The organism is Bulleidia sp. HCP3S3_C9, from assembly GCF_052064035.1.
Taxonomy (GTDB): domain Bacteria; phylum Bacillota_I; class Bacilli_A; order Erysipelotrichales; family Erysipelotrichaceae; genus Bulleidia.
This window is the reverse complement of record NZ_JBQHWJ010000036.1, coordinates 1-23,613: the sequence shown is the minus strand read 5'-3', so window position 1 is coordinate 23,613 and position 23,613 is coordinate 1. Positions and strand designations below refer to the sequence as shown.

Sequence of the window (23,613 nt, the reverse complement as noted above, 5' to 3'; positions counted from 1 at the left end):
CACAGGGTCACTGTGTAAGAAAACTCATGCGAGTCATCTATCACCTGTTAAGCACAGGTACACAGTTTGATCCAGCTTTATTGCGATAGGCATAGAAACAATTGAATTACATTCAATAGCTTCTGCTGAAGTTGTTTTCATCATGCCTGAATATTCACATTTTCAAAGAACAGATACCTTCTGAAACCAACTTACTCAAAGAATTTCATTTTCAAACTTTTTCATCAATTTCTGTTGACTTTTATATAGTTAGCTTTTCTTCATTCTAGCATTGTTATTCAAAAGGTCGATAGACAGTTTCTTAATAGTGTCTTATATTAATAGTTGTACATACAGCTATTAGAGGCGCGATATGAGTGAAACAAGAAAAATAGGTAAAATTGCAAGAGAAGCACAGAAACTCAATGCAATGGTATTCAAAGAAACAAATATTGGTTCTTCTGAGCTGGAACTGATCCATTATGTACGTCACCATCCAGGCACAACGCAACAAGAAGCAGCAAATGAACTACATGTGGAAAAAGGTGCAGTCACAAAAAGAGTCAGATCATTAGTGAAAAAAGAGTATCTTATCTGCAGACAAGATACAAAAGATAAAAGAAAACACCTTCTATATCCAACAGAAAAAGCACAAGCATTAAAGCAATCCAGAACAAGTATTGAAGCCGCATTCTATGACTGGCTGTTAGAAGATCTCAACCAGGAAGAAAAAGAAATATTTCTCATAACACTAGATAAGATGTATGCAAAAAGCAAAAAAGAAAGTCGATCACACTTTCCAAATGTCATGCAAAGGATACAGACATTATGAAACCATCAATTCTGTATTATTTCAAAAAAGAATGGAAGTCTTTAACCATTGTCACAATCACTGGTCTCATTTATAACTTTGGTTTAATTCTTGGACCATATTTTGAAGGCAAACTCACACAAAGTATTTATGACTACTTCCAACAATACATTTCTTTTCAAACAATCTTGAAGATCGTTCTTTTATATTTGTTTTCCATCAGTATTGTTCAGATTTCTCGTTTCTATAAGCGCAACTATGTACGCATCTTCGCAAATAATACAAACAAACGCTTTAAACAGAAAATCTACCAAAACATTCTTTATGCACCACGATTACAAATCAAGCAGGAACAGACAGGTGCACTGCTTACAAAAGCTGTCATTGATGCCGATGACTGCAGTGAAGGTATTCGCAAATTCACAACAGAACTATTTGATACATGTATCGCATTGATTGCGTACCTGTGCATGCTATTTCACTATGATATAAAAATTACACTGCTATGTATTGTCTGTATTCCTGTTTCCTATTTACTGGCAGAAAAAATGAAAACACTTGTACAAAGAACAAGTGAAAAACAGAAACAGATCACTGCAGCCTTAAACGAAACAACATTAGATCTTACAAGTAATGCAATGATATATCGCATCTATGGCTGTGAAGAAAATCGTATGCATTCCTATGAAAATACATTACAGAAGTATGAATCTGCTTCTATCAAAGCCAATATTCCATTCATGGCATTTCCACCACTCTATTTTGTAATTACATTGCTTGGTTTATTTCCAATTCTATATTATGGATGCCACTACGTAATACAAGGAACATGGAATATTGCCATCTTTACAACATATGTTGCCTGTTTCTTAAAACTCGCAACTAAATCAAGTAAATCCGCTAAATTATTCAATGCTGTACATAAAGCACAGATTTCATGGAAACGATTATCCCCATATTTATTAGATGCAGATACATCCATCCCATCACCTTCTATCATCCCTTCCCTCACTGTAAAAGATCTATCGTTCCACTATCCAAATGCCAATGACTTATTCAAACATATTTCTTTTACATTACAGAAAGGTGAAATCTTAGGTGTCTGTGGAAAAGTTGCCAGTGGAAAATCAACATTCGGAAAAGTATTTCTACAGGAAATGCCATATGAAGGTTTCATTTCTATTGAAAAACAGAACGTTACCTATCTTGGTCATGATTTACAGCTACTCAATGATACGATTGAACACAATATTACCTTAGGCAAAGATATTGATATTCTTCCATACCTGAAACTTGTATGCATTGATCAAGAAGTGGAGCAGATGGAACAAGGCATCCATACAATGTTAGGCAATGGTGGTATTCTCTTATCCAAAGGACAGGCACAGCGTATTGCTTTGGCAAGAACACTTGTTCACGCATCTTCTTTGATTATCCTGGATGATCCATTTTCAGCATTAGATATCAAAACAGAGCAACAGATATTCCACAATATCCAGTCTTACTGCAAAGATAAAATGATCATATTGATTTCTCATCGCTTATCTATTTTTCAATACGCAACAAAAGTATTACTGTTGGAAGACACACGCGCAACACTATCCACACATGCCGATCTATGCCAGACATCTTCAACATACAAGACGCTCTTAAGAGGTACACACAATGATTCTCAGCACATGTAAAAAAGTATTTCAATCACACTGGCTATTATCATGCGGTGTCATTCTATTCTTTATTGCCACAATTGCATTCACATTGCTTCCACCACTCTTATTCGCAAAGATCATTGATCTTCTATCCACAAAACAAAACATTACCTTTCTTTTGATGTTTTCCTACTTTGTATTTTTTTTACTAGAAAGTATCAGTACATCTATTCGTGACAGCTTGCTCATCATTCTTTCCCAAAAGCTTACACATGCACTAAGAAGTGAAATGATGCACCATTTCATAAACCTGGATACAAACACAATCACAAAACAATCTCCAGGTGCTATCACATCACGTATCATTCAGGATGTTGATACATTAGAAGAACTATTTTCATCTGGAATCATTTCTATGATTGCAGATGCCTGTACATTGATCAGTATTCTTGTTGTGCTCTTTCAAAAAGCATCTTTAGCTTTCTATCTATTACTGCTGTTGCTTCCTGTTGTTTTCTTGTTTACGCGTTTCACACAAAAGCAAATGTTAAAAAGTGAAATACAAAATAGAAAAGCAATCGCAGATGCAAATGCAATCCTGCCAGATACAATCAACAATCTACTAATGATTCAAAATCTGCACACGCAGCCATTCATGGAAGATGCATATGATCAAACCATTGAACAAAGCTATCAGGCATTACAGAAAACAAACTTCTATGATGCAATATACTCGCCAATCATTTTAATCATCAATGCACTTACAATTGGCATATTGATTCTCATTGCAGCAAACCCAGAATTCACTATTTTTTCAATGAGTGCAGGAAACGCTGTGATGTGTATGCAGTATATTTCAAAAGTATTTGGACCCATTGAAAGTATTGGCATGGAAATACAGACAATACAATCTTCGATTGCAGGAATTCATCGCATTCAGGATTTCTTTACCTCAGAAGAAAAACAAGCATTTCAACCAGTTTCAAACATACAGACCACAAATCCCATCATTTCCATTCAACATCTCCATTTTGCATACGATACAAAAGCAGTATTACACGACTACAATCTAGAAATTCATTCAGGAGAACAAGTAACAATCCAGGGAAGAACAGGTGCAGGAAAATCTACACTCTTTAAACTCATTCTTGGCTTATACAAGCCAGATTCTGGAACAGTCAAAGTATTTAATCATGATCCATCTACATTTTCACCATCTATTCGTAGAAGCATCTATGGCTATGTGGAACAGTCATTTCATCCAGTACGCGGAACAGTCAAAGAACAAGTATCACTCTTTGATCCAGACATTACTGAAAAGCAAATCATTCATGCATATCAAATCGTTGGCTTATGGGATACCATCCAATGCTTTGATCAACAATTAGATACTGAATACAATGATGATCTATTTTCTCAAGGACAAAAACAACTCATTGCTATCGCACGTGCCATCGTCCTTGATCCGCCATTACTTTTACTCGATGAAATTACTGCAGATCTAGATACTTCTACAGAACAACGAGTCCTTTTCGCAATACAAAATGCAATGAAAGATAGAACCGTTATTTCAATTTCTCATAGAACATCAGCAATTACAGGAAAAGTCATAGAGCTGCAATAAAAGCACCATGCGTTTACATTGTGATTATTCAAGAATTTGCGGATCAAGTAGGAAATCATAGATATTTACAGTCAAGATACCATATTCATCATAATAGGGCTGTACAATATCTTTAGTGATAACAATCTTCTTGAAAGAATCATCAATCTTTCTGAATGGTCTAATTTCCTGCGTACGCTTTGCTTCGTCTGGTAACGAATACGCAGACTGGATATAGTATCTGGAAGAGCCAAGATTACATACAAAATCAACTTCAAGCTGTTTACGAATTGCCTTTCCTTCCTGATTACGTTCTACAATTGGCACTACGCCAACGTCAACGCTGTAACCACGCATACGAAGTTCATTATAAATTACATTTTCCATCGAATGGGTCTGCTCGAACTGGCGAAAATTGATTCTTGCATTACGAAGTCCAAGATCTGAAAAGTAATATTTCTTTGGCGTTTCAATATATGCTTTTCCTTTAATATCATATTTTTGTGCTGATTCAATCAGGAAAGAATCCTCAAAATAATCCAGATATTTCTTAATGGTAGCAGATGTGATTTTGGATTTCTTTACCGTCTTGAAAGTGTTCTTCAACTTTTCTGGATTGGTCAATGAACCAATAGCGGAGGAAAGAATATTCAAAAGATCTTCAAGTTCTCCGATGTTCTTCACACGGTTACGTTTGGTAATATCTCGAAGATAGATTTCATTAAAAAGATTCTGCAATGCAACCGCCTTATCGTTTGTTCCCTCTCTTAAAACAACCAGAGGAATACCACCATATAGCATATATTCAGATAATCCCATATACTTATCACCATTATAAATAGTCATAAACTCAGCAAAACTCAGAGGGTACATATGAACCTCGTCACCTCTGCCAGCAAATTCGGTAGCTATATCTTTAGACAAAAGTTTTGCGTTACTTCCAGTCACAAAAACATCCATATTTTCTTTGCGAAGATAACCATTCAAAACAGCTTCAAAGCAATCCAGCATCTGAATTTCATCCAGCAAAAGATAATACATTCCTTCATCTGCAACTTGAGAACGGATATAAGTTATGAATTTTTCAGGGTCAACTCCACGTTTTTCCTTTTCAATTTGAATCAAGCTTTCACCAATCAGATAAAGATCATCAGCTGAATCAAAGGCAAAGCGAATGATATGATCCTCATCAACGCCAATTTCTAGTAGGTGATGATAAAACAGAGTATTCAACAAATAAGATTTGCCACACCGACGAATACCGGTAATTACCTTAATCAGTCCATTATTTTTTCTTTTTATCAATTTATTCAAATAAAAATCTCTTCGAATCTCCATTTTAAAACCTCCTGCAATAGATTTTTGCAACATGTTGCACTTTTCTATTTCAATATACCTAGATAAACTTAAGAAATCAATATGTCAATGTAATATTAGAATAGATTTTTGTAACATGTTGCACTTTTCTATTCCAAAATCATATTCTATGTTTTAGAAATCATGTAAACTGTGATAAATCTACAAGTTTCCCACACAAAAAACAGGAAATTCTCCATTACAGAGTATTTCCTGTTTTTTTATCTATTTCAATTTATGCAAGTGGTTTGATTGCATATGTCAATGTGTAGTTTGCTTCTCCAACGCTTTCAGATAATCTACTATCTATTCTGCTATATAAAATTTTTACATCAGATTCATCTGATAATCGCACAAGCAAACAAATTTCACTATCTCCTACTCTTGTTACAATATCAGTTTTTCTTAAAGAAACTTTTAGAATATTCAATAATTGCATCATGATTCTTTTTCTTTTTTCTCTGGCAGCTTCTATACGAACTGTAACAACATAGTCCTTTGTATGATATCTTTCTGCATTTCTCATTGTATAAATACACAGCTCATTAAACACATCATTATCAACAATCATTGGAGCAATAGATGATGAATTTGGTAACATTGCACTTTCAATTGTATCCGCAATTGTTTGTTCATCACCTTCGATTGCTATTCTAGCAACAAGTTGACTAAAAGATTGTCCCTGTGCTAAAGATTCAAATGGAACACCAACCTTCTTTTTATAGATTTTTTTAATTGCATCAAAGTAGGATTTCGCAAAATTGTATCTCTTTGCTTTCAATAAAGAAATCAAATATGTATGAATCAAAGTTTCATCTAGTTCATCTGCATCCAATCCTCTTTCACAAATATCCACTGCTTCTTCAATTTTACTTTCTTGTAAATATCTTCCAGCTAATGTATTACAAATTTGAACAAAGATAGAACGATAATAACCTCGATCTGTAAGAACCCATTCAATATCTACCCCTTCTAGAAAATCGCCATAATATAGATCAACCGCTTTACGATACAATTCGAAGTTTTCCTCACTATTTGCTTCTAAAACAGTTTTTTCAAATACTTCTGTATCTAATTCCACACTGATTGCTGGATTAAACTGATATCCATTTGCTGTAGTAACTATCATTTCAACATCAGGTAAACCAACTACATTTCCTAATGCTTTTCTCAAACGATGAATTGCAAACTTTAAAGCATTTGAAGGATTTTCACTATCAGGCCAGAAAATATCAATGATTTTTTCCTTTGATACTGATTGTTTATAGTTACAGATTAAATATGTCAACAACGCAATTAATTGCTTTCCAACAAGACTGCTGATTGGAATCGTTTTTCCGTCTGTCGTTAAATATAAACCTCCAAACATTCTGAATTGATATTTTCTTTTTCTCATAAACCATCCTCACGCTTTGTTATTCAAAGCATTTTATCTGCAATATTTCATTTAATCTGATGGCTATATCATGAAATAAAAATACATTCTTCTATTTGCTTATCAAATTTAAATGAATCCTTGCATGCAAATCATTTGTTCTTTACGTACTATTTTTTTAAACTTTGTGGTAAAAACATCAAATTTGTTTCTATGTATTAAATATTTTTATTTTAAAATTCGTCACTGCCTATTTATTTAACCAGTGTCTGTTTATATGAAAATTATATCACTAAACGTATATATTTCACATCCGTTGATTTTTGCAAATTCATTTTATCACTTTTCACTCATCGCTCCAAAAACAAAATCTTCTAGTTAAGCAACATGCCCAACATACAAAAAAGATAAGAACGAAATCAAATGACTTCAATTCTTATCTTTTTTCTTTATTTTGAATTTTCTAATTCAAGAACATCATTTTTCAAGCAATTAACTTGATTTTTTTCTTAATACAATGATTCCTGCAAGTGTAATCATTGCCATGAAGAATGCATTTCCGTAGAATACGATATTGTTATCATCAGATGTATCTACTGATTTCTTTACTTCTGGTTTTGGTTTTTCTGGAGTTTCTGGAGCAGGTGCTGCCGTAACCGTTAATGTTCCAACAACCTTAGTAATATCGTAGTTAGAAGCTAATGTGTTTTCATTCAATGTATATTCGAATTCATTCGCACTATTTCCAACCTGAGTCTGAGTTCCAATTACCTTATATTCTGCACCTTCACCTTCGATGAATCCATCTCCAGTGATTTCTACATTACCATTTGTTAATGCATTTCCATCATACTGCTTAGAGTCAGTAGCACTTGTGAATGTTACGTCTCTCTTTGTAATGTTGTACTTGATTTCGAATGAACCTTCATAATCACCCTTACCTACTACAGTAGCTGTGATTTCTCCGGCATTCTTGATGTCTTCTGGATATACGATTTCGTAATCCTTACCTTCTTCTAATGTTACACCCGTCTTTTCATCCTTGATTACTGGCTTTTCAGCATGATCTTTACCGTCATACTTAACGTCACCAGGATTTTCAACTGTGATTCCAGTCTTCTTATCTTCTGGTGTTTTTGGACCATCTGGAATGATTGATTTAGGTGTAATTGTTAGAGTACCAAGTTCTGTTGAGATGTTGTAGTTAGAAGCTAATGTATTTTTATTTAATGCATAGCCAAATGTATTAGCTTTAGTACCAACATTCGTAATTGTTCCAGTGACTGCAAATGTTGCACCTTCACCGGCAGCGAATCCATCACCTGTTACTTCAACATTTTCATTTCTTAATGCTGTACCATCGTATGGCTTGGAATCTGTAGCACTTGTTAATACCACATCTCTCTTTGTGATTTCATATGTTACATCAAATTCACCAGTGTAGTTACCAATACCAGTTACTGTTACTGTTGCTTTTCCAGCATTTGTTACATCTTCAGAATAAGTTAATGTGTAGTCTGTTTCTTCTGTTAATGTTTTGCCTGTCTTTGTATCTGTAACTGTTGGTTTATTCTTGTGTTCTTCACCATCGTACTTAGAACCTTCTGGAGCTGTTACTGTAATACCTGTCTTCTTTTCTTCTGGTGTTTTTGGTCCATCTGGAATGATTGACTTAGGTGTGATTTCGAATGTGCCTGGAGTATATGTAACTTTGTAGTTACCCTGATTTTCTTCACCTGTTACAGTGATCTTATATTTACCAGCGTTTTCGCCTGCTTTTCTTGCTAGAGTATATGCAACTGTATCATTTCCAAGTGTTCCACTTACTGTTGCTGTAAGTTCAGGATCTGCTGTTCCGTATACCTTTGTCTTGTTTTCAGCTGTTACTATAGCTGTAGCATGAGTAACTGTTAATGAGTAAGTTGTTTCAGCTGGTTCATAGTTTGGATTTTCAGCTCTTGCTGTGATATTTAATGTACCTACATTTGTGATACTTGGAACCTCTGTTGTCCATGTTGCACCACCATCTGTTGAGTAAGTAATTGTTGTACCTTCCTTAACATTTGATGTTGCTCCACCTGCCAATGGATTGCCATCATAAACCTTAGTTGCACTTTCACCTGTCAGTTCTGCTGTCAGTATCAGTTCGCCAGATTTAGTGATTTCAAATTCACCAGCAGTGTATGTTACGTGGTAGTTACCTTGGTCTTCATCACCTGTGACATGGATTGCATATTTGTCAACATCTTCACCAGGATCTCTTGTCACTGTATAATCCACTGTATCGTTATTTAGCGTTCCAGTTACTGTAGCTTTCAGTTCAGGATCATTTTCACCATATACTTTGTTAGCATTGTTTGCTGTAACGGTTACTTCAGCAGGAGTGATTGCATAAGTTCTTACAACTGTTCCTGTGTAGTTTCCGATACCAGTAATTGTTACTGTGATTGTTCCAGTTACATTTGTGAAATCAGATGTTGAATATTCCACTGTGTAATCTGTAACAGCTTCTAATTTCTTATCAGCCTTATCTGTTACTGTAGGAGACCACTTGTGTTCATTACCATCATACTGAGAATCAGCAGGTTTAGTTACCGTAATTTCTTGAGTTTTAATTGATTTAGGCGTAATAACTAACTTACCAGCACGAGTCTTTACAGCCACTTTATCCGTTACATCAACACCATCTTTTTCAACTTTAGCCGTTCCATCAAATACAGTGTTCGTATATTCACCAACATTTGTACCCTTAGTTACTGCCGTTAATCCAGATACTGTATAACCATTCATTGTAGTTGATTCAAAACCTTCGATTGACTGTTCAGCACCGTTATAAGTACGTGTACCACTATTCGCAACCAATGTGATTTCAGCCTTTTCAACCCAAACTGCATATAGAACGTTTTCACCATTAGCATCAATATTGATTGTTTGTCCATCTGCATAAGTTGCATTTCCTGTTTTAGAATCAGCCCAACCTGCAAAGTAGTATTCTTTACCTTCTGCTACTGGAGCAGTAAAACCTAATGAACCATGAGCTTCAATTTGGACTGCCTCATTATTCATGACATCCACAGTCGTAGTTGTACCAATTCCATTACCAGGATCATAAGTCAAAGTTGTAGAAGTTTCTGCATTACCCCAAGTAGCCGTTAAGATAATCTGATTATCCTGATTCGCAATGTCTTTATTTACTTCAAATGCATCTCCAGGATGATATAAATTTCCATTTAACTTCCATCCTAAGAATTTCTTGTTTGAAGTAGTAGTCGCATTACCAGCTACAGTAACTCTTGCACCACCCGCATAAACCTTATCATCTGTAGGAACGGTTGCACCCGTTTCAGTATCAGGATCATAAACAACTCTTAATTCACCCTTGTATAACCATTTACCAACGATGCTAGTATCTCTAGTAATCGTGTTTTTTGTATGGAATACTTCCGAAGTAATATTTCCATTACCATCCGCATAATACCAACCCGCAAATGAATAATCATTGATTGTTGGAATACTTGGTAATTCTGTACTAGCTACTGTACCAGCTTCTACATTCTTAGTATCCTTATCTACAGTACCTTCAGGATTATTCAAGTTATATGTTAACTTAACCTTAGAAGCCGTCCACTTTGCGTATAACGTAACATTTTGAGCTGGCATCTTCTTACCAGTAAAATCATATGCTTCACCTTCACAAAGTTCGTTTTCATACCAGCCATCAAATACATAGTATTCTGGCAATGCACTAGGTCTTGTAGGAGTATAGTTCTCACCTGAAATACTTTGTTCATACTTCTTTTCTACCGATTTATCTTCTTTACCTTTATTGATAAATTTGATTTTATAAGAATTACGAGTGTAGTAGAATTTCGCTCCATTATATTTTGAACCTACTTTAGGATTACAATATTCAAATGTAAATCCAGAAATCGCATAACAATCTTCTTTTCCTATTGTTGGATTGCTATTCATTTTGATAGTATCTGTATGATGTAGATCATAACCGTTTCCATCAACCTTTTGTACGTAATAATATGCTTTATAAGTATAATTACCACTTGTACTCCATAATGTAGAGTCTTCCATTGGCATTGTACTTGTATAAGCTAGATACTTACTACTTGAAATCCGCCAATTACCATTCCCATAATAAGTAGGCCATTCATTTTTTGAAATACTTTGACCCCATTTTTTTGTGATTGTTGATAAATCGTTATATGGGTACCCACTTTCTTTAAAATGCATTGTATACGTTTTTCTCTTGTAGTATACATTTACAATTGTCGAACCATCACCCTTGATTGTTTTTTGTTCAATTGTAGTTGCATTAAAGACCTTATCATTAACACTTTCACCAAAAATATTTTTGCCATCCACTGTATAAGACTTCGCTACAGCTTCTGTTGTTTCTCCAGTCAATCCTTGTAATTTTTGAGATTCATGGAATGAATATCCATCATCATCGGCATTTTCCCACCAGTGAATAACTGTATAGTTAACTTGTGCTGCTTTCCAACGAGCCTTTAACGTCATTGAAGAAGTGACTGTTGCACCAGTTTCAATCTTAGTTGAACCATTGTACCAACCATCAAATCTATAACCAGGCTTTGTAGGTGTTGTTTGATCATTTAGAGAGATTTTGTCAAATACGAATTGAGAATCAATTGCGCTTCCGCCATCAGAATCAAAAGTTACCCAATTACCTTTTTTAATAATCGCATATACATTTACAGAAGTACTTCCTTCTAGAACTGTAATATTTTTTGCGATGTCATTAGTACCATTTACTTCTTTTGCCCAACCAACTAATTTATGAGTTGAATCTACTTCATAAGATACAGCTGTAAAATCATGTGCTTCATGATTTCCAACTTTTTCTGTACGCATGATTTGTGTTCCTTCTGGATTATAGAAGTAAACATATAATGCGTCTTCGTATTTTGCAGTAATTGTACGAGTTTCAGTCTTAGTAATTGTCTGTTCACCAAAACCATCAAACTTAGATCCATTTTCTTGCCATTCCACAAATGCTTTTCCAGCAACATCTGGAGCTGTTGGAGTAATTAATGTATCACCCGTTTTAACAATCTGTGTACTTACGGTTTGTCCGTTCACATCAACAAAGTTAAATGTTGTTAATGGAACCTCATTTTCACCAGTAATAACATAAATTGAGAAATGACTAGCATCAAAGCTATCAGTGTTATTAGCAATTTCTGTTACTGCACTAGCATCATCTTCAACGTGATAAATCTTAACTTCATTACCAGATACGCCAGTATTTACGAATGTAATATTTACAACACCATTTGGTTGAATTTCAACACCATCCTTATCTACGATTGAGATATCTAATGCAACAGCAGAATCCATTTCCTTGTTATTATCTGATACTGTATTTTCTACAGCGTTAAGTATTGCTTTTCTGTTAACTTGTTCAACAATCAATCTAGCACCCTTAGGTAAAACACCTTCAGCTGCAGACGCATGAACACCAACTTTTCCAGCAAATGCAGTTTGATCAAATGCAGAGAGTTCCGTTTCATTCGTGTTCGACTCAGGTTCAGCTTCTTCAACTGCTTCCTCAGTCACTTCAGGAATCACTTCTTTACTTTCAGATTCTAAATTCATCTTCTGATAAACAAGTTTCAAAGAAGTCATATCCTTTGTAATTCTGAATCCATTCTTTTGTACATCATCTTTTGAAATAGTGTTTTTAGCATCATCATTTACAATCACTTTTTCAAAAGCATATCCATCAAATGATTTAAATGCATCAACATTTTCATCAAGTCTGTACTCAATTGGATAAGATCCAGTAATCGGATCTGTTAATGGATGATCATTTTCATCCACATAACTCACCACTACTGTAACCTTTACTTCTTCAACAGTTTCAACCTTCTGTACTTCAGGCTCTACTGGAGCTTCCTGTTGTACTTCTGGTTCTACTGTTTCTTCCTGTGTAGCAGGTTCAGCTTCAATCTCAGGTGTATTATTCTCTTCTTCAACCTTAGCTTCTTCCATTACTTCAGGAGTTACCTCTTCCTGCTTTTCCCCTTCGACAGGAGCTGCTTCCTCAATCACTGGTTCTTCAGCAACAGGTTCTTCTGGAATCACTTCCTGTTCAGGTTCACTAGCAGGTTCTTCACTAATCGTTTCCACTGCAGTAGGCTCTGAATAGTTTTCATCACTACCATCTTCTGCTTGAACGACAGAGAAGTTAATACATGTTATACCCAATAAAAATGATAAAACGAGTTTTGTTAGTTTGTTTATGGGTCCCATAATTTTCTCCTTTCTTTTGATTCAAGAACTATAACGAACTCATCTGTTGATAAATAAATTGTATGGGTTATAAGTTATAGTCGGGTTATAAAACAATGTTTTATTAATATTTGTGTAAAAATTTGTAAGTGAAAGCTTACATTTTTCTGAAAACAAATGTTTGAAGCATATAAAAAGAACTCAGATTTTGAGTTCTGAGTTCCTTTTTAGCATATTGATTGAATTATGCATTCTGTGAAGATTCTTAATCTTCGTCTTCATCTTCTTCATGCCACTTTCTAGCAAAGTATGTAGATACGATACTGATGAGTCCGAATAGAACCATCAATACTGTCCACTTTTCTACAAGCACCATGTCATGAGCAAGATTTTCAGTGAGGATGAATACTACTACTGCTAAGACAACACTTAACATTGCGGCAACCAAGTTGATTAATGCCCAATGACCCTTTGGAGCTGCTTGAGGAGTTGCTTCTTCTTTAATCTTTTCTGGCTTAGCTGTTGGAACTGGTGTAGTTTCTGCCTTTTCAGGTTCAACTGTAGCTTCAGGAGCTGGTGTAGTAGTTGTTGGGTTTGTTACAACTCTAGCTGGAACGTTATTTGTTCTTGCTGGAGTGTTGTTAGATGGAGTTGTTGGTGTAGCTGATGTTGGAACAACTGGCTGTTCAGATACTGTTAATGTACCTTCTACAACTGTTACGTTATAGTTATCAGCATTTGTACCTTCATTCATTGCATATGTGAATGCGTTGTTAGTAGAACCTACATCTGTAATAGATCCTGTAACGTTGAATGTTGCACCTTCACCTTCGATGAATCCATCTCCAGTGATTTCTCCGGCATTCTTGATATCTTCTGGATATACGATTTCGTAATCCTTACCTTCTTCTAATGTTACACCCGTCTTTTCATCCTTGATTACTGGCTTTTCAGCATGCCTGAAAATCAATGATTTCAGGAATTAAAAAACAAATTTTATAGAAAAGCTGTTAACTTTCGCTAAAGATTTGTTTTCTTGAATTTTCAATTAATATCACTAAGAATTTATTTGCCTTAACTTAATGACATTGTCTGAAGCACTCCTTTTTCTTTATCTCACATTATTTTGCCCCGTTTTTCTCAACTTTTAAGTACCATTTTGCCCCGTTTTTCCAAAATATATATTTTTACATATCAATTCAGTCATTTTCTTCTTGTGTAACCGTTTTCATTGCTTTACAATGGAAACCAGAAAGGAACGATGGGTTTCCATATGAAAGAAACAATCATTCAAGAAGCAATCAATTTATATCGTATCAAAGGTCTATCCTTCACAATGAACGATATTGCTCAAAACCTGCACATTGCTAAAAAAACAATCTACAGATACTTTGACTCTAAAGAATCTCTTTTACAAGGTATCGTGGAATATGGTTTTGCATTGATTCAGGAAAACAAAAAACAAATCTTATCTTCCGATCTGCCATACATTGAAAAATTATCCCAGTTATTAATTGCGATGCCAACTGATATTGCATCCATTGATTTCAAACAGCTAGAACCATTATCTACACAATATCCTGCTGTATTTGCATCTATCAATCATCATTTAAAAAGTGACTGGGAACCCGTCTTTGCTTTTATCCAGCAAGGCATTGACGCACATATCTTACGAGATATTCCACTGTATATGATTGAAATTATCATCACTTCCAGCATGAATTCTTTGTTGTCATCTAGTGATGATATACGTACCTATCAACAATCTCTACACGATCTATTAGACATCTTAATGAAAGGAATCATTTTATGAAAAGAATTGATAACGCCTGGCAGTTTACTCCTATCTGGAGTGAAGAATTCTCACATGGAGAAAACGAATATGAAGAGATTCGTATTCCACACACAGTAAAAGAATGCCCTCTCCACTACATTGATGTTGATTCCTATCAAATGATTTGTGGATATCGAAGACACTTGAATATTCAAGATTTAAGCAAAAGATATTTCTTACAGTTTGATGGTGCAGCACATATCGCTACAGTATATGTGAATGGAATGCAATTAATGCACCATGAATGTGGATATACTGCTTTCCGTGTTGAAATTACAAGTGCATTGCACAAAGGTGATAATCTTGTCTCTGTCAAATTAAATACGACAGAAGATGCTTCGATTCCTCCATTTGGATTTATGATTGATTATCTAACATATGGCGGTATCTATCGTCATGTATGGCTGGATGAAAAAGAATGCACATACATCAAAGATGTCTTTGTACAGCCACGCAGTGACTTAACAAGTATTACTTCTACGATTACGTATGATGGAGATACATCAGATATGCATGTTAAAGCGCAGATCTTTGATCAGGAACATATCTGTGTTGTACAAAAAGAATATGATTCCTGCCTGGATACAATGACACAATTCATTCCTTCTCCAATTCTATGGAATGTACATCACGCATATCTTTATACATTTCACTTAGAACTATATAAAGGTAATACATGCATTGATGTTTCTGATACACCATTTGGTCTTAGAACAATTACTTGGGATGAGAATAACATTCTCGTCAATCATAAGCCCGTATTCATTCGTGGTTTGAATCGACACCAGTCATTCCCGTATGTTGGTTATGCGGTATCAGATTCTTTGCAGAAAGAAGATGCACGTATCTTAGATGAAGAGTTAGGTGTCAATGCGGTAAGAACATCACATTATCCACAATCTCATGCATTTATTAACGAATGTGATCGAAGAGGTATCTTAGTCTTCACTGAAATTCCAGGATGGCAATATGTATCTTCCAGTCAGCACTGGAGAGATATCTGCATCCATAATGTTGAAGAAATGGTAAGGCAATACCGCAACCACCCTTCTATCTTCATGTGGGGTGTCAGAGTCAATGAAAGCCAGGATGATGATGAACTCTACACAAAAACAAATGCACTTGCACATTCTCTTGATCCAACACGACCAACAAGCGGTGTTCGCTACATAGAAAAGAGCTCTTTTCTAGAAGATATTTACAGTTACAATGATTTTTCTCATAACGGAACAAATCCAGGATGTAAAAAGAAAAAGGACGTCACGCCAGACACAAAAAAACCATTATTGATTTCTGAATGCAATGGACATATGTTTCCAACAAAATCATTTGATCCCATCAGCAAGCGACAGGAACATGCATTACGTCATGCACGGGTAATGAATGATGCAATCCAAGATAAACAGCACGCAGGTATGTTTAGCTGGTGCATGTTTGATTACGCAACACATAAGGATTTTGGCAGTGGAGATAAGATTTGTTATCACGGTGTTATGGACAGCTTTCGTAATCCAAAGCTTGCCAGTTATGTCTATAGTTCCCAGCAAGAAAATACGCCTGTATTAGAAGTTGGCACAACCATGGATATTGGTGATTATCCTGCAGGGCAGATTGCATCATTCTATTGCTTCACAAATGGAGATTCTATCCGTTTATATAAAAATGATGTATTTGTCAAAGAATTTTCCACAACACCATTTACATCATTAAAGCATGGTCCAATTCTCATTGACGATACGATTGGTGATCTATTAGAAACACAAGAACACATGCCAAAACAACAGGCAAAAGATATTCGTAGTTGTCTACTGGCTGCTAGAGACTATGGTCTGGCAAATTTACCACTGAAAAATAAATTACAGTTCGCTAAGGCCATGATGAAATATCACCTTACATTCCAGGATGGGGTTGATCTTTATGGAAAGTATGTCAGTAACTGGGGAGATGAAGCAACACGATGGAGATTTGATGCCATCAAAAATGGTACCGTCATTGCTTCTAAAACAAAATGTCCAGGCTCTTTCCTTCATATTGAAGCAAAGATTTCTTCTACTGTCTTAGAAGAAAGTGATACGTATGATATGGCATCGATTCGTATCCGTATCTTAGATGATCATGATTCTGTAGCTTCCTATGCACAATTGCCAATCACAATCCAGGCCTCTAACAATCTAGAAATCATTGGAGGAGAGCACATTGTCAGTGAAGGAGGAATGTGTGGAACATACATTCGTTCCAAAGCTGTTTCTTCTCATGAGACGATTACGATTTCTTCACCAGGATTAGAACCTGTTACATTACCTATACAAATTCGAGGATAATATTGTATGAAAAAATTTAGTTTCAAAGAAAAGGCTGCCTATGGTCTAGGTGCTGTTGGAAAAGATATGGTCTATGCCTTATCTTCTTCCTATGTGATGTATTACTATCAGGATATTTTAGGATTACAGGCAACATTTGTAGGTTTGATTTTAATGATTGCACGTGTATTTGATGCCATCAATGATCCGTTCATGGGTGTTCTTGTCGCAAAAACAAATACAAAATATGGAAAATTCAGACCATGGATCTTATCTGGAACTGTATTAAATGCATTTGTCTTATATGCATTATTCAGTGCTCCAGATTTATCAAAAACAGGACTCATGGTATACTTCGCAATCATCTATATTCTATGGGGTGTTACGTATACAATGATGGATATTCCATACTGGTCAATGATTCCAGCAGTCACTGAACAGCCAAAAGATCGTGAACAGTTATCGGTTGTTGGCAGAACATGTGCTGGTATTGGTTCTGCACTGATTCAAGTGGGAACTGTATTATGTGTTGCCTTTTTAGGAGGTGGCAGTGAAGTGAAAGGTTTCCGCTGCTTCTCTATGCTTATTGCTTTGATTTTTGTACTTACAGAAGCAATTCTCTTCTTTTCAATCAAAGAAAAGAAAAGTGAAAAGAAACTGGAAACAACATCCATCAAAGATATGTTCTCTGCTTTATTCCACAATGATCAGGCAATGTTAACGGTCATCACAATTGTGCTGATCAACAGTGCTTTATACATCACAAGTAATTTAATTCTCTACTTCTTTAAATATGATCTTGGTACAGAATTATGGAAAAACAACTATACATTATTCACAACCATTGGCGGAGCAACGCAGATTCTTGGAATGATGGTTTTATATCCTGTATTGCGTAATAAACTATCTAATACAACAATTTTCAAAACATCTTTATGTATGGCAATTCTTGGCTATGCTCTATTACTGTTTGCTTCGTTTATGAACCTTGCACATAACATGGCCGTACTTTGCTTGATTGGTGCACTTGTATTCAGTGCGAATGGAATGTTAAGTGTGCTTACAACAGTTTTCTTATCTACTTCTGTTGATTATGGGGAAATGAAAACCGGCAGAAGAGAAGAATCTGTCATCTTTTCCATGCAGACATTTGTGGTAAAAGCTGCAAGTGGTCTCGCTGTATTTTTAACAGGGATTGGTCTTGATATGATCGGTCTAGTTGGAAACAGTGAAGATGGTATCCCTGCAGTTCAAAGTGCTTCCACAATTACAGGGTTACGCTGTCTTATGACATTACTTCCAATTCTTGGATTATGTATTGCTTTGATTGTATTCAAAAAGAAATTTATATTAACAGATGACAAAGCACAGGAAATCGCAGAAAAGTTGAGAGAAAAACATGAAATGGAAACTCACAGTTAAAGTTGATCAAGAAATGATCCAGGAAGAAGTAGATTCGCTTTCCAGACTTCAAAGAGAACTCCATGGAAAAATCCAATGCATCAAAGCAGAAACACAATTAGATTTGGATAAAAATGATGTTTTATTCTTCAATGGCTATCAGACATGGACATATAACAAAGAGATGCAGATTTGTGACAAACAGAAAGGTGTTGATCACATTCCTTCATTTCTTTTAAACAAATATCATTTTGATCGATATGGAGACTATCATTTTGTAGAATATGCAAAAGAATCAGGTATCTTTCATGGATTTACATACATGTATATTCGTCATGAGAATACATACCATTTACTTGCTTCTTGTGATGAAGAACAGGCATATACGATCTTCCACTATGATCATGGAACATTGACCATGGAAAGAGATTGTAAAGATTATCCTGTGGATGGCTTATACACATGTTTTGATATTCTCGATACAACAGGCAGTGAAGATGAAGTATTTGATGCATGGTTTGATCGAATGCATATACAGCCATTAGAAACAAAAAAACTTTATGGATATTCGAGCTGGTATAACCATTATGAAAATATATCTTCTAAAACAATTGCGGAAGATTTAGATGGATGCAAAAAGATTCTACAGAAAGGTGATTTGTTTCAAATTGATGATGGCTGGCAGACTTGTACCGGTGACTGGCTAAGCGTGGACAAGCAGAAGTTTCCTGAAGGATTACGCTATGAAGTGGATCAAATTCATAACAATGGATTTCTAGCAGGCTTATGGCTTTCCCCTTTCTTAGCATCCGTTCATTCAGATCTTGTGAAACTTCATCCAGACTGGCTTTTAAAACACAATGGTTCCCCTTGGTTTACTGGATGCAACTGGGATGGTGCATATGCTTTAGATATTGATCATCCCCAAGTAATCCAGTATTTAAAAGATGTATTTCATCTTGTGTTTGAGGAATGGAAGTTTGATTTTGTAAAACTGGATTTCTTATATGCAGGTGCTCCATTTCCAACAGAGACGAAGACACGCAGCCAGAAAATGTACCAAGGCATTCATTTCTTACGTGAACTTTGTGGAAACCATCCAATTCTTGGATGTGGTGTACCAACATGTACAACATTTGGATTGTTTGAATATAACCGTATTGGATGTGATGTCTCTTTAGACTGGAATGATGTATGGTATATGCGTTTATTCCATCGTGAACGTACTTCAACAAAGCAATCGCTAGCGAATACAATTTTCCGTCGATCATTAAACAACCGTGCATTCTTAAATGATCCAGATGTATTTTTCTTAAGAGATGAAAATATCAAACTCAATGCAAAACAGAAAGATCTTTTAGCAACACTCAATGCACTGCTTGGAGGGGTATTTCTTACAAGTGATAATCCATCAAATTATACAGAACAGCAAATCGAACAATACAGATATTATCGTCACTTATCCCAGACAGAAAATATCCATACTTCTATGCATGGCTCTACGTTAACAATTACGTATACATTAGATGATAAAAATCATATATTTACATGTGATACAAGAATGTTTTAAAAAACTCCAGAAACTGGAGTTTTTTTGCATATCTGAAGCAAAGAATATGATTTCTTTCTATAGTCGTAATCCTTTCACATCTTTGATACGTGACAAAATCATATTACAGCTGCAGCTGATCACACCAGGCAATGGATCAATAACTGTATGTAAAAATTCTTCCATTTCTTCTGCAGAAGAAGCAACAGCATGCACATGCAGTTTATCTTTTCCCGTGACACGATAAATCTGTGTCACCATATCATTCGCATTCAATCGTTCTGTAACTTTTGCCAAGTGATTCGGTGTTGTTTCAATTTCAAAATAACAGGAAACTGCTCCACTAATCTTCTGTGGATTGACAATTGTTGTATATTCTTCAATGATTCCACGCTGTTCCAATGCTTGTATTCTTGCTTTTACCGCCACTCTTGAAATACCGATTTTTTCACCAATATCAGAATAGGAAATACGTGCATTCTCTATCAGCAAGCTTACAATCTCTTGATCCAATTTATCTAATCCATCCAAAAACATAGTGTTTCTCCATAAAACTTCATCTTTGCGTTGATAATAGCACCAGGATTTCGAAAAGTAAACGATACATTGACGAGTGTCATTGTTGTATCTATAATGATTTCGATATGTAACTTTAAGCTTACGAAACGGAGGCTTATCATGAATCAAGATTTAACAAAAGGATCCATCATCAAATCTATGCTTTTATTTGCCATCCCAATGATTTTGGGAGACTTGCTGCAACAATGCTATAACATTGCGGATACTTTGATTGTTGGGAAATTCCTTGGAAGAAATGCTCTTGCGGCTGTTGGTTCCTCTTTTACATTGATGACTTTTCTAACTTCCATCATTCTTGGATTATGCATGGGAAGTGGTGCTCTATTTTCCATGCGCTTTGGAGAAGGCAATGAAAAAGCACTTCGTGAAAATCTCTGCGCTTCATTTTTCTTCATTGCCTTTGTGACTGTACTTTTAAATATCTTGTCATTTTTATGCTTGGATAGTCTTCGAACATTTCTTCAGGTTCCACTAGAAGTGTGGAGTGATATGCGTTCCTATTTGTTTATCATCTTTCTTGGCATTCCTGCCGTTTTTCTATACAACTATTTTTCTTCTTACCTGCGTGCAATTGGTAATTCAGTTGTTCCATTATGGTTTCTGGCTGTTTCTGCAATATTGAATATCATTCTTGATCTCTGGTTTGTGATTAGATTGCATTTAGGTGTTTGTGGCGCAGCAGAAGCAACAGTCATTGCACAATACGTTTCAGGGTTTGGTATTGCGATTTATACACTTACCCATTTTTCACAGGTATGTTCGATATGGAATATCCACTGTCTAAAAAAAGAAAGAATTCATGAAATCATCTCCTTCTCTACACTCACATGTGTTCAACAGTCCGTAATGAATCTTGGGATTCTTATGGTACAAGGGCTTGTCAACAGTTTTGGGCCAATTGTGATGGCTGCATTTGCGGCTGGTGTAAAGATTGATGCATTTGCCTATATGCCTGTCCAGGATTTTGGTAATGCCTTTTCAACATTCATTGCACAAAACTATGGTGCAAGAAAGAATGATCGTATCCGTTCTGGTTTAAAAAGTGCAGTATGCATCTCTATGGCTTTCTGTATTGTCATATCTGCTTTCGTCTTTATCTTTGCAAAACCACTCATGTCTATTTTTGTGGATGCAAATGAAATTGAAATCATTCAAGAAGGTGTACGCTATCTCCGCATTGAAGGAGCATTTTATTGTGGTATTGGTTGTTTATTTTTGCTTTATGGATTGTATCGCGCACTAGGCAGACCTGGAATGAGTGTTGTACTTACTGTTATTTCTTTAGGTACACGTGTTGTACTTGCATATATTCTTTCTTCTATTGTTGGTGTATGTGGTATCTGGTGGTCTGTTCCTATTGGATGGGTTTTAGCGGATTTTACTGGTTTATTCTATTACAAGGTAAAAAAGAAAGAATTATTATTTTGACATAACAACATTATATTTTTTCTGATGTGATTGACTGCTTCATCTGCATTTACAACTTTTCCTTCTAGAGATTGCTTCCTAGAATATGCAAGTCTGTCAAGGAATTCGTCTTTTGTCATTATTTTCACTAGCCGCTGGTCTTGTAGTAAAAATAGCATTGCTATTGTACGGACATTTGCATACAATAAAGATAGATGGAGACACTACTCACGAAAGGAGATGTTTTATATGGCTACAAAATCAGCAAATTTATATGCAAGGATTGAACCAGATGTCAAAGAAAAAGCAGAAAGTATCCTGTCTACACTTGGTATCCCTGCTTCCAGTGCTATCAATATGTTTTATAAACAGATTATCTTACAGAGAGGACTTCCGTTTGACGTAAAAATACCATCTGCCAGACCTGTTGACATCAGCACATTATCAGAAGCAGAGTTCAATGAAGAATTGGAGAAAGGATATGCAGATATGCATGCTGGACGAACAAAAAATGCGAAGAAAGCCTTTGCTGACATTCGCAAGGATTATGGCTTATGATATATGGGGTAGAAGTATCCGAACAGGCTGACAGTGATTTGAGAGAAATTTTTGAATATATTGCTTTTGAATTACAATCGCCAGAAATTGCAAGCAGACAACTTAACCGTCTAGAAAAACATATATTAAGTCTGGATACGATGCCAAAGTGTTATCAAAAATACGAAAAAGAACCGTGGAAAAGTCGTGGGCTTCGTGTATTACCAGTAGACAATTATGTGGTACTTTATATTCCAGACAGCAATAAAAAGGTTGTAACAATACTTAGAGTAATGTATGCCGGACGGGATATAGACAATCAGTTAAATCTCCACACAAAGCAATAAAGGATATGATTTGAAGCAGCCTTTCATTTAGGTCGACTGCTTTTTTCATATTCAAAATTAAAAAGGAATAACAATCTGACATTATGACTGTTCTATTCCTGGTTTTACTGTTCTCTGTAGAGATTACCAATGATCATCAATGTTTAACCTAATGGCATTAGCTTTCATCTCGGTCATTGAATGGCTGAGGATTCCCACTTTCATTCCTAAATCTGCACTTAGCAGATTGGTGAATTCCTGTGATGATTTTGATGTCAGGCGTGCCATTCAGTTCAATGATTCTATTAAGATAATTTTCTCTCTTCGTCATAGAACACTCCTCTTGAACATAATTTTCTTGTTAGTGCTAGCTAGTGTATCAGATGCGATTTGAATGGAAGAAAATGTAATCTTTACATAGTCACGAAATACTTGACCGTAAAAAAGATTTTTATAGGTTTGATGAACGAGTATTCATATGCTATATTTTCTTCAAATAAATCAATTACCAAAATCATTCAAATATAAAATAACATAACTGACCACCTGATTCAAAAAAGTTCAGAAATCTCTTTAGTGTCCGCTTTTTAGTACAATAAAATCATATTGCTGGATATACACTTTAACTGCGAGGTAAAAG

Annotated in this window: 16 protein-coding genes; 10 read left to right on the top strand and 6 right to left on the bottom strand. The window is 35.4% G+C overall.

Translation table 11 applies throughout. The features are described 5' to 3' along the window. Positions 1–352: 352 nt before the first annotated feature. Genes ACTND6_RS07240 through ACTND6_RS07230 form a run of 3 tightly spaced genes read left to right on the top strand, consistent with a single transcriptional unit; the run spans position 353 to position 4,063 of the window. Complete coding sequence (locus ACTND6_RS07240; protein ID WP_441023231.1) at positions 353–811, top strand: MarR family winged helix-turn-helix transcriptional regulator; 459 nt, start codon at positions 353–355, stop codon at positions 809–811. Next, entirely contained in the window at positions 808–2,475 is a 1,668-nt protein-coding gene (locus ACTND6_RS07235; protein ID WP_441023229.1) for an ABC transporter ATP-binding protein, read from the top strand. The genes ACTND6_RS07240 and ACTND6_RS07235 overlap by 4 nt, the downstream gene beginning before the upstream one ends. Continuing rightward, a complete protein-coding gene (locus ACTND6_RS07230) occupies positions 2,456–4,063 on the top strand; it encodes an ABC transporter ATP-binding protein (protein ID WP_441023227.1) in 1,608 nt (535 codons plus the stop codon). The genes ACTND6_RS07235 and ACTND6_RS07230 overlap by 20 nt, the downstream gene beginning before the upstream one ends. Before the next feature lie 24 nt (positions 4,064–4,087). On the opposite strand, the gene ACTND6_RS07225 is transcribed toward ACTND6_RS07230, so the two are convergent. From ACTND6_RS07225 to ACTND6_RS07210, 4 genes are all read right to left on the bottom strand, one after another. Next, a complete protein-coding gene (locus tag ACTND6_RS07225) occupies positions 4,088–5,380 on the bottom strand; it encodes an ATP-binding protein (RefSeq protein WP_441023225.1) in 1,293 nt (430 codons plus the stop codon). Between the two features lie 253 nt (positions 5,381–5,633). Further along, the gene (locus ACTND6_RS07220; protein WP_441023223.1) at positions 5,634–6,794 is read right to left on the bottom strand and encodes an AfsR/SARP family transcriptional regulator; all 1,161 of its coding nucleotides are present in this window, start codon (positions 6,792–6,794) and stop codon (positions 5,634–5,636) included. 471 nt (positions 6,795–7,265) lie between these two features. Beyond that, positions 7,266–13,061, bottom strand: a complete 5,796-nt coding sequence (locus tag ACTND6_RS07215) for an MBG domain-containing protein (RefSeq protein ID WP_441045080.1) — start codon at positions 13,059–13,061, stop codon at positions 7,266–7,268. Positions 13,062–13,305: 244 nt separating this feature from the next. After that, entirely contained in the window at positions 13,306–14,010 is a 705-nt protein-coding gene (locus tag ACTND6_RS07210; protein ID WP_441023219.1) for a hypothetical protein, read from the bottom strand. A 303-nt stretch (positions 14,011–14,313) separates the two neighbouring features. On the opposite strand from ACTND6_RS07210, the gene ACTND6_RS07205 reads away from it, so the two are divergent. Genes ACTND6_RS07205 through ACTND6_RS07190 form a run of 4 tightly spaced genes read left to right on the top strand, consistent with a single transcriptional unit; the run spans position 14,314 to position 20,145 of the window. Then, the gene (locus ACTND6_RS07205) at positions 14,314–14,853 is read left to right on the top strand and encodes a TetR/AcrR family transcriptional regulator (protein WP_441023217.1); all 540 of its coding nucleotides are present in this window, start codon (positions 14,314–14,316) and stop codon (positions 14,851–14,853) included. Continuing rightward, a complete protein-coding gene (locus ACTND6_RS07200) occupies positions 14,850–17,195 on the top strand; it encodes a glycoside hydrolase family 2 TIM barrel-domain containing protein (RefSeq protein WP_441023215.1) in 2,346 nt (781 codons plus the stop codon). Before ACTND6_RS07205 ends, ACTND6_RS07200 begins: the two co-directional genes overlap by 4 nt. A 6-nt stretch (positions 17,196–17,201) precedes the next feature. Then, positions 17,202–18,596 (top strand): glycoside-pentoside-hexuronide (GPH):cation symporter, encoded by a 1,395-nt coding sequence (locus tag ACTND6_RS07195; RefSeq protein ID WP_441023214.1) that lies wholly within the window; start codon positions 17,202–17,204, stop codon positions 18,594–18,596. Beyond that, positions 18,574–20,145 carry a glycoside hydrolase family 36 protein gene (locus ACTND6_RS07190; protein ID WP_441023212.1) on the top strand — a complete coding sequence of 524 codons (1,572 nt, stop codon included), beginning with the start codon at positions 18,574–18,576 and terminating at the stop codon, positions 20,143–20,145. The genes ACTND6_RS07195 and ACTND6_RS07190 overlap by 23 nt, the downstream gene beginning before the upstream one ends. A gap of 57 nt (positions 20,146–20,202) precedes the next feature. Here ACTND6_RS07190 and ACTND6_RS07185 read toward each other — a convergent pair whose 3' ends face one another. Then, positions 20,203–20,661 carry an Lrp/AsnC family transcriptional regulator gene (locus tag ACTND6_RS07185; RefSeq protein ID WP_178175948.1) on the bottom strand — a complete coding sequence of 153 codons (459 nt, stop codon included), beginning with the start codon at positions 20,659–20,661 and terminating at the stop codon, positions 20,203–20,205. A gap of 30 nt (positions 20,662–20,691) precedes the next feature. On the opposite strand from ACTND6_RS07185, the gene ACTND6_RS07180 reads away from it, so the two are divergent. The 3 genes from ACTND6_RS07180 (at position 20,692) to ACTND6_RS07170 (ending at position 22,994) form a co-directional block, all read left to right on the top strand. Then, positions 20,692–22,131: an MATE family efflux transporter gene (locus ACTND6_RS07180; protein ID WP_441023209.1), complete on the top strand. Its 1,440-nt coding sequence runs from the start codon at positions 20,692–20,694 to the stop codon at positions 22,129–22,131. Positions 22,132–22,359: 228 nt separating this feature from the next. Next, positions 22,360–22,668 (top strand): type II toxin-antitoxin system RelB/DinJ family antitoxin, encoded by a 309-nt coding sequence (locus tag ACTND6_RS07175; RefSeq protein WP_441023207.1) that lies wholly within the window; start codon positions 22,360–22,362, stop codon positions 22,666–22,668. Beyond that, positions 22,665–22,994 (top strand): type II toxin-antitoxin system RelE/ParE family toxin, encoded by a 330-nt coding sequence (locus tag ACTND6_RS07170; RefSeq protein ID WP_441023205.1) that lies wholly within the window; start codon positions 22,665–22,667, stop codon positions 22,992–22,994. Before ACTND6_RS07175 ends, ACTND6_RS07170 begins: the two co-directional genes overlap by 4 nt. A 157-nt stretch (positions 22,995–23,151) precedes the next feature. On the opposite strand, the gene ACTND6_RS07165 is transcribed toward ACTND6_RS07170, so the two are convergent. Next, positions 23,152–23,304, bottom strand: a complete 153-nt coding sequence (locus ACTND6_RS07165) for a hypothetical protein (protein ID WP_441023203.1) — start codon at positions 23,302–23,304, stop codon at positions 23,152–23,154. Between the last annotated feature and the right edge of the window lie 309 nt (positions 23,305–23,613).

What these genes read in the sequence shown, in the direction of transcription:
- ACTND6_RS07240 (WP_441023231.1), top strand. Translation starts at nt 353, where the DNA reads ATGAGTGAAACAAGAAAAATAGGTAAAATTGCAAGAGAAGCACAGAAA.
- ACTND6_RS07235 (WP_441023229.1), top strand. Translation starts at nt 808, where the DNA reads ATGAAACCATCAATTCTGTATTATTTCAAAAAAGAATGGAAGTCTTTA.
- ACTND6_RS07230 (WP_441023227.1), top strand. Translation starts at nt 2,456, where the DNA reads ATGATTCTCAGCACATGTAAAAAAGTATTTCAATCACACTGGCTATTA.
- ACTND6_RS07225 (WP_441023225.1), bottom strand. Translation starts at nt 5,380, where the DNA reads ATGGAGATTCGAAGAGATTTTTATTTGAATAAATTGATAAAAAGAAAA.
- ACTND6_RS07220 (WP_441023223.1), bottom strand. Translation starts at nt 6,794, where the DNA reads ATGAGAAAAAGAAAATATCAATTCAGAATGTTTGGAGGTTTATATTTA.
- ACTND6_RS07215 (WP_441045080.1), bottom strand. Translation starts at nt 13,061, where the DNA reads ATGGGACCCATAAACAAACTAACAAAACTCGTTTTATCATTTTTATTG.
- ACTND6_RS07205 (WP_441023217.1), top strand. Translation starts at nt 14,314, where the DNA reads ATGAAAGAAACAATCATTCAAGAAGCAATCAATTTATATCGTATCAAA.
- ACTND6_RS07200 (WP_441023215.1), top strand. Translation starts at nt 14,850, where the DNA reads ATGAAAAGAATTGATAACGCCTGGCAGTTTACTCCTATCTGGAGTGAA.
- ACTND6_RS07195 (WP_441023214.1), top strand. Translation starts at nt 17,202, where the DNA reads ATGAAAAAATTTAGTTTCAAAGAAAAGGCTGCCTATGGTCTAGGTGCT.
- ACTND6_RS07190 (WP_441023212.1), top strand. Translation starts at nt 18,574, where the DNA reads ATGAAATGGAAACTCACAGTTAAAGTTGATCAAGAAATGATCCAGGAA.
- ACTND6_RS07185 (WP_178175948.1), bottom strand. Translation starts at nt 20,661, where the DNA reads ATGTTTTTGGATGGATTAGATAAATTGGATCAAGAGATTGTAAGCTTG.
- ACTND6_RS07175 (WP_441023207.1), top strand. Translation starts at nt 22,360, where the DNA reads ATGGCTACAAAATCAGCAAATTTATATGCAAGGATTGAACCAGATGTC.
- ACTND6_RS07170 (WP_441023205.1), top strand. Translation starts at nt 22,665, where the DNA reads ATGATATATGGGGTAGAAGTATCCGAACAGGCTGACAGTGATTTGAGA.
- ACTND6_RS07165 (WP_441023203.1), bottom strand. Translation starts at nt 23,304, where the DNA reads ATGACGAAGAGAGAAAATTATCTTAATAGAATCATTGAACTGAATGGC.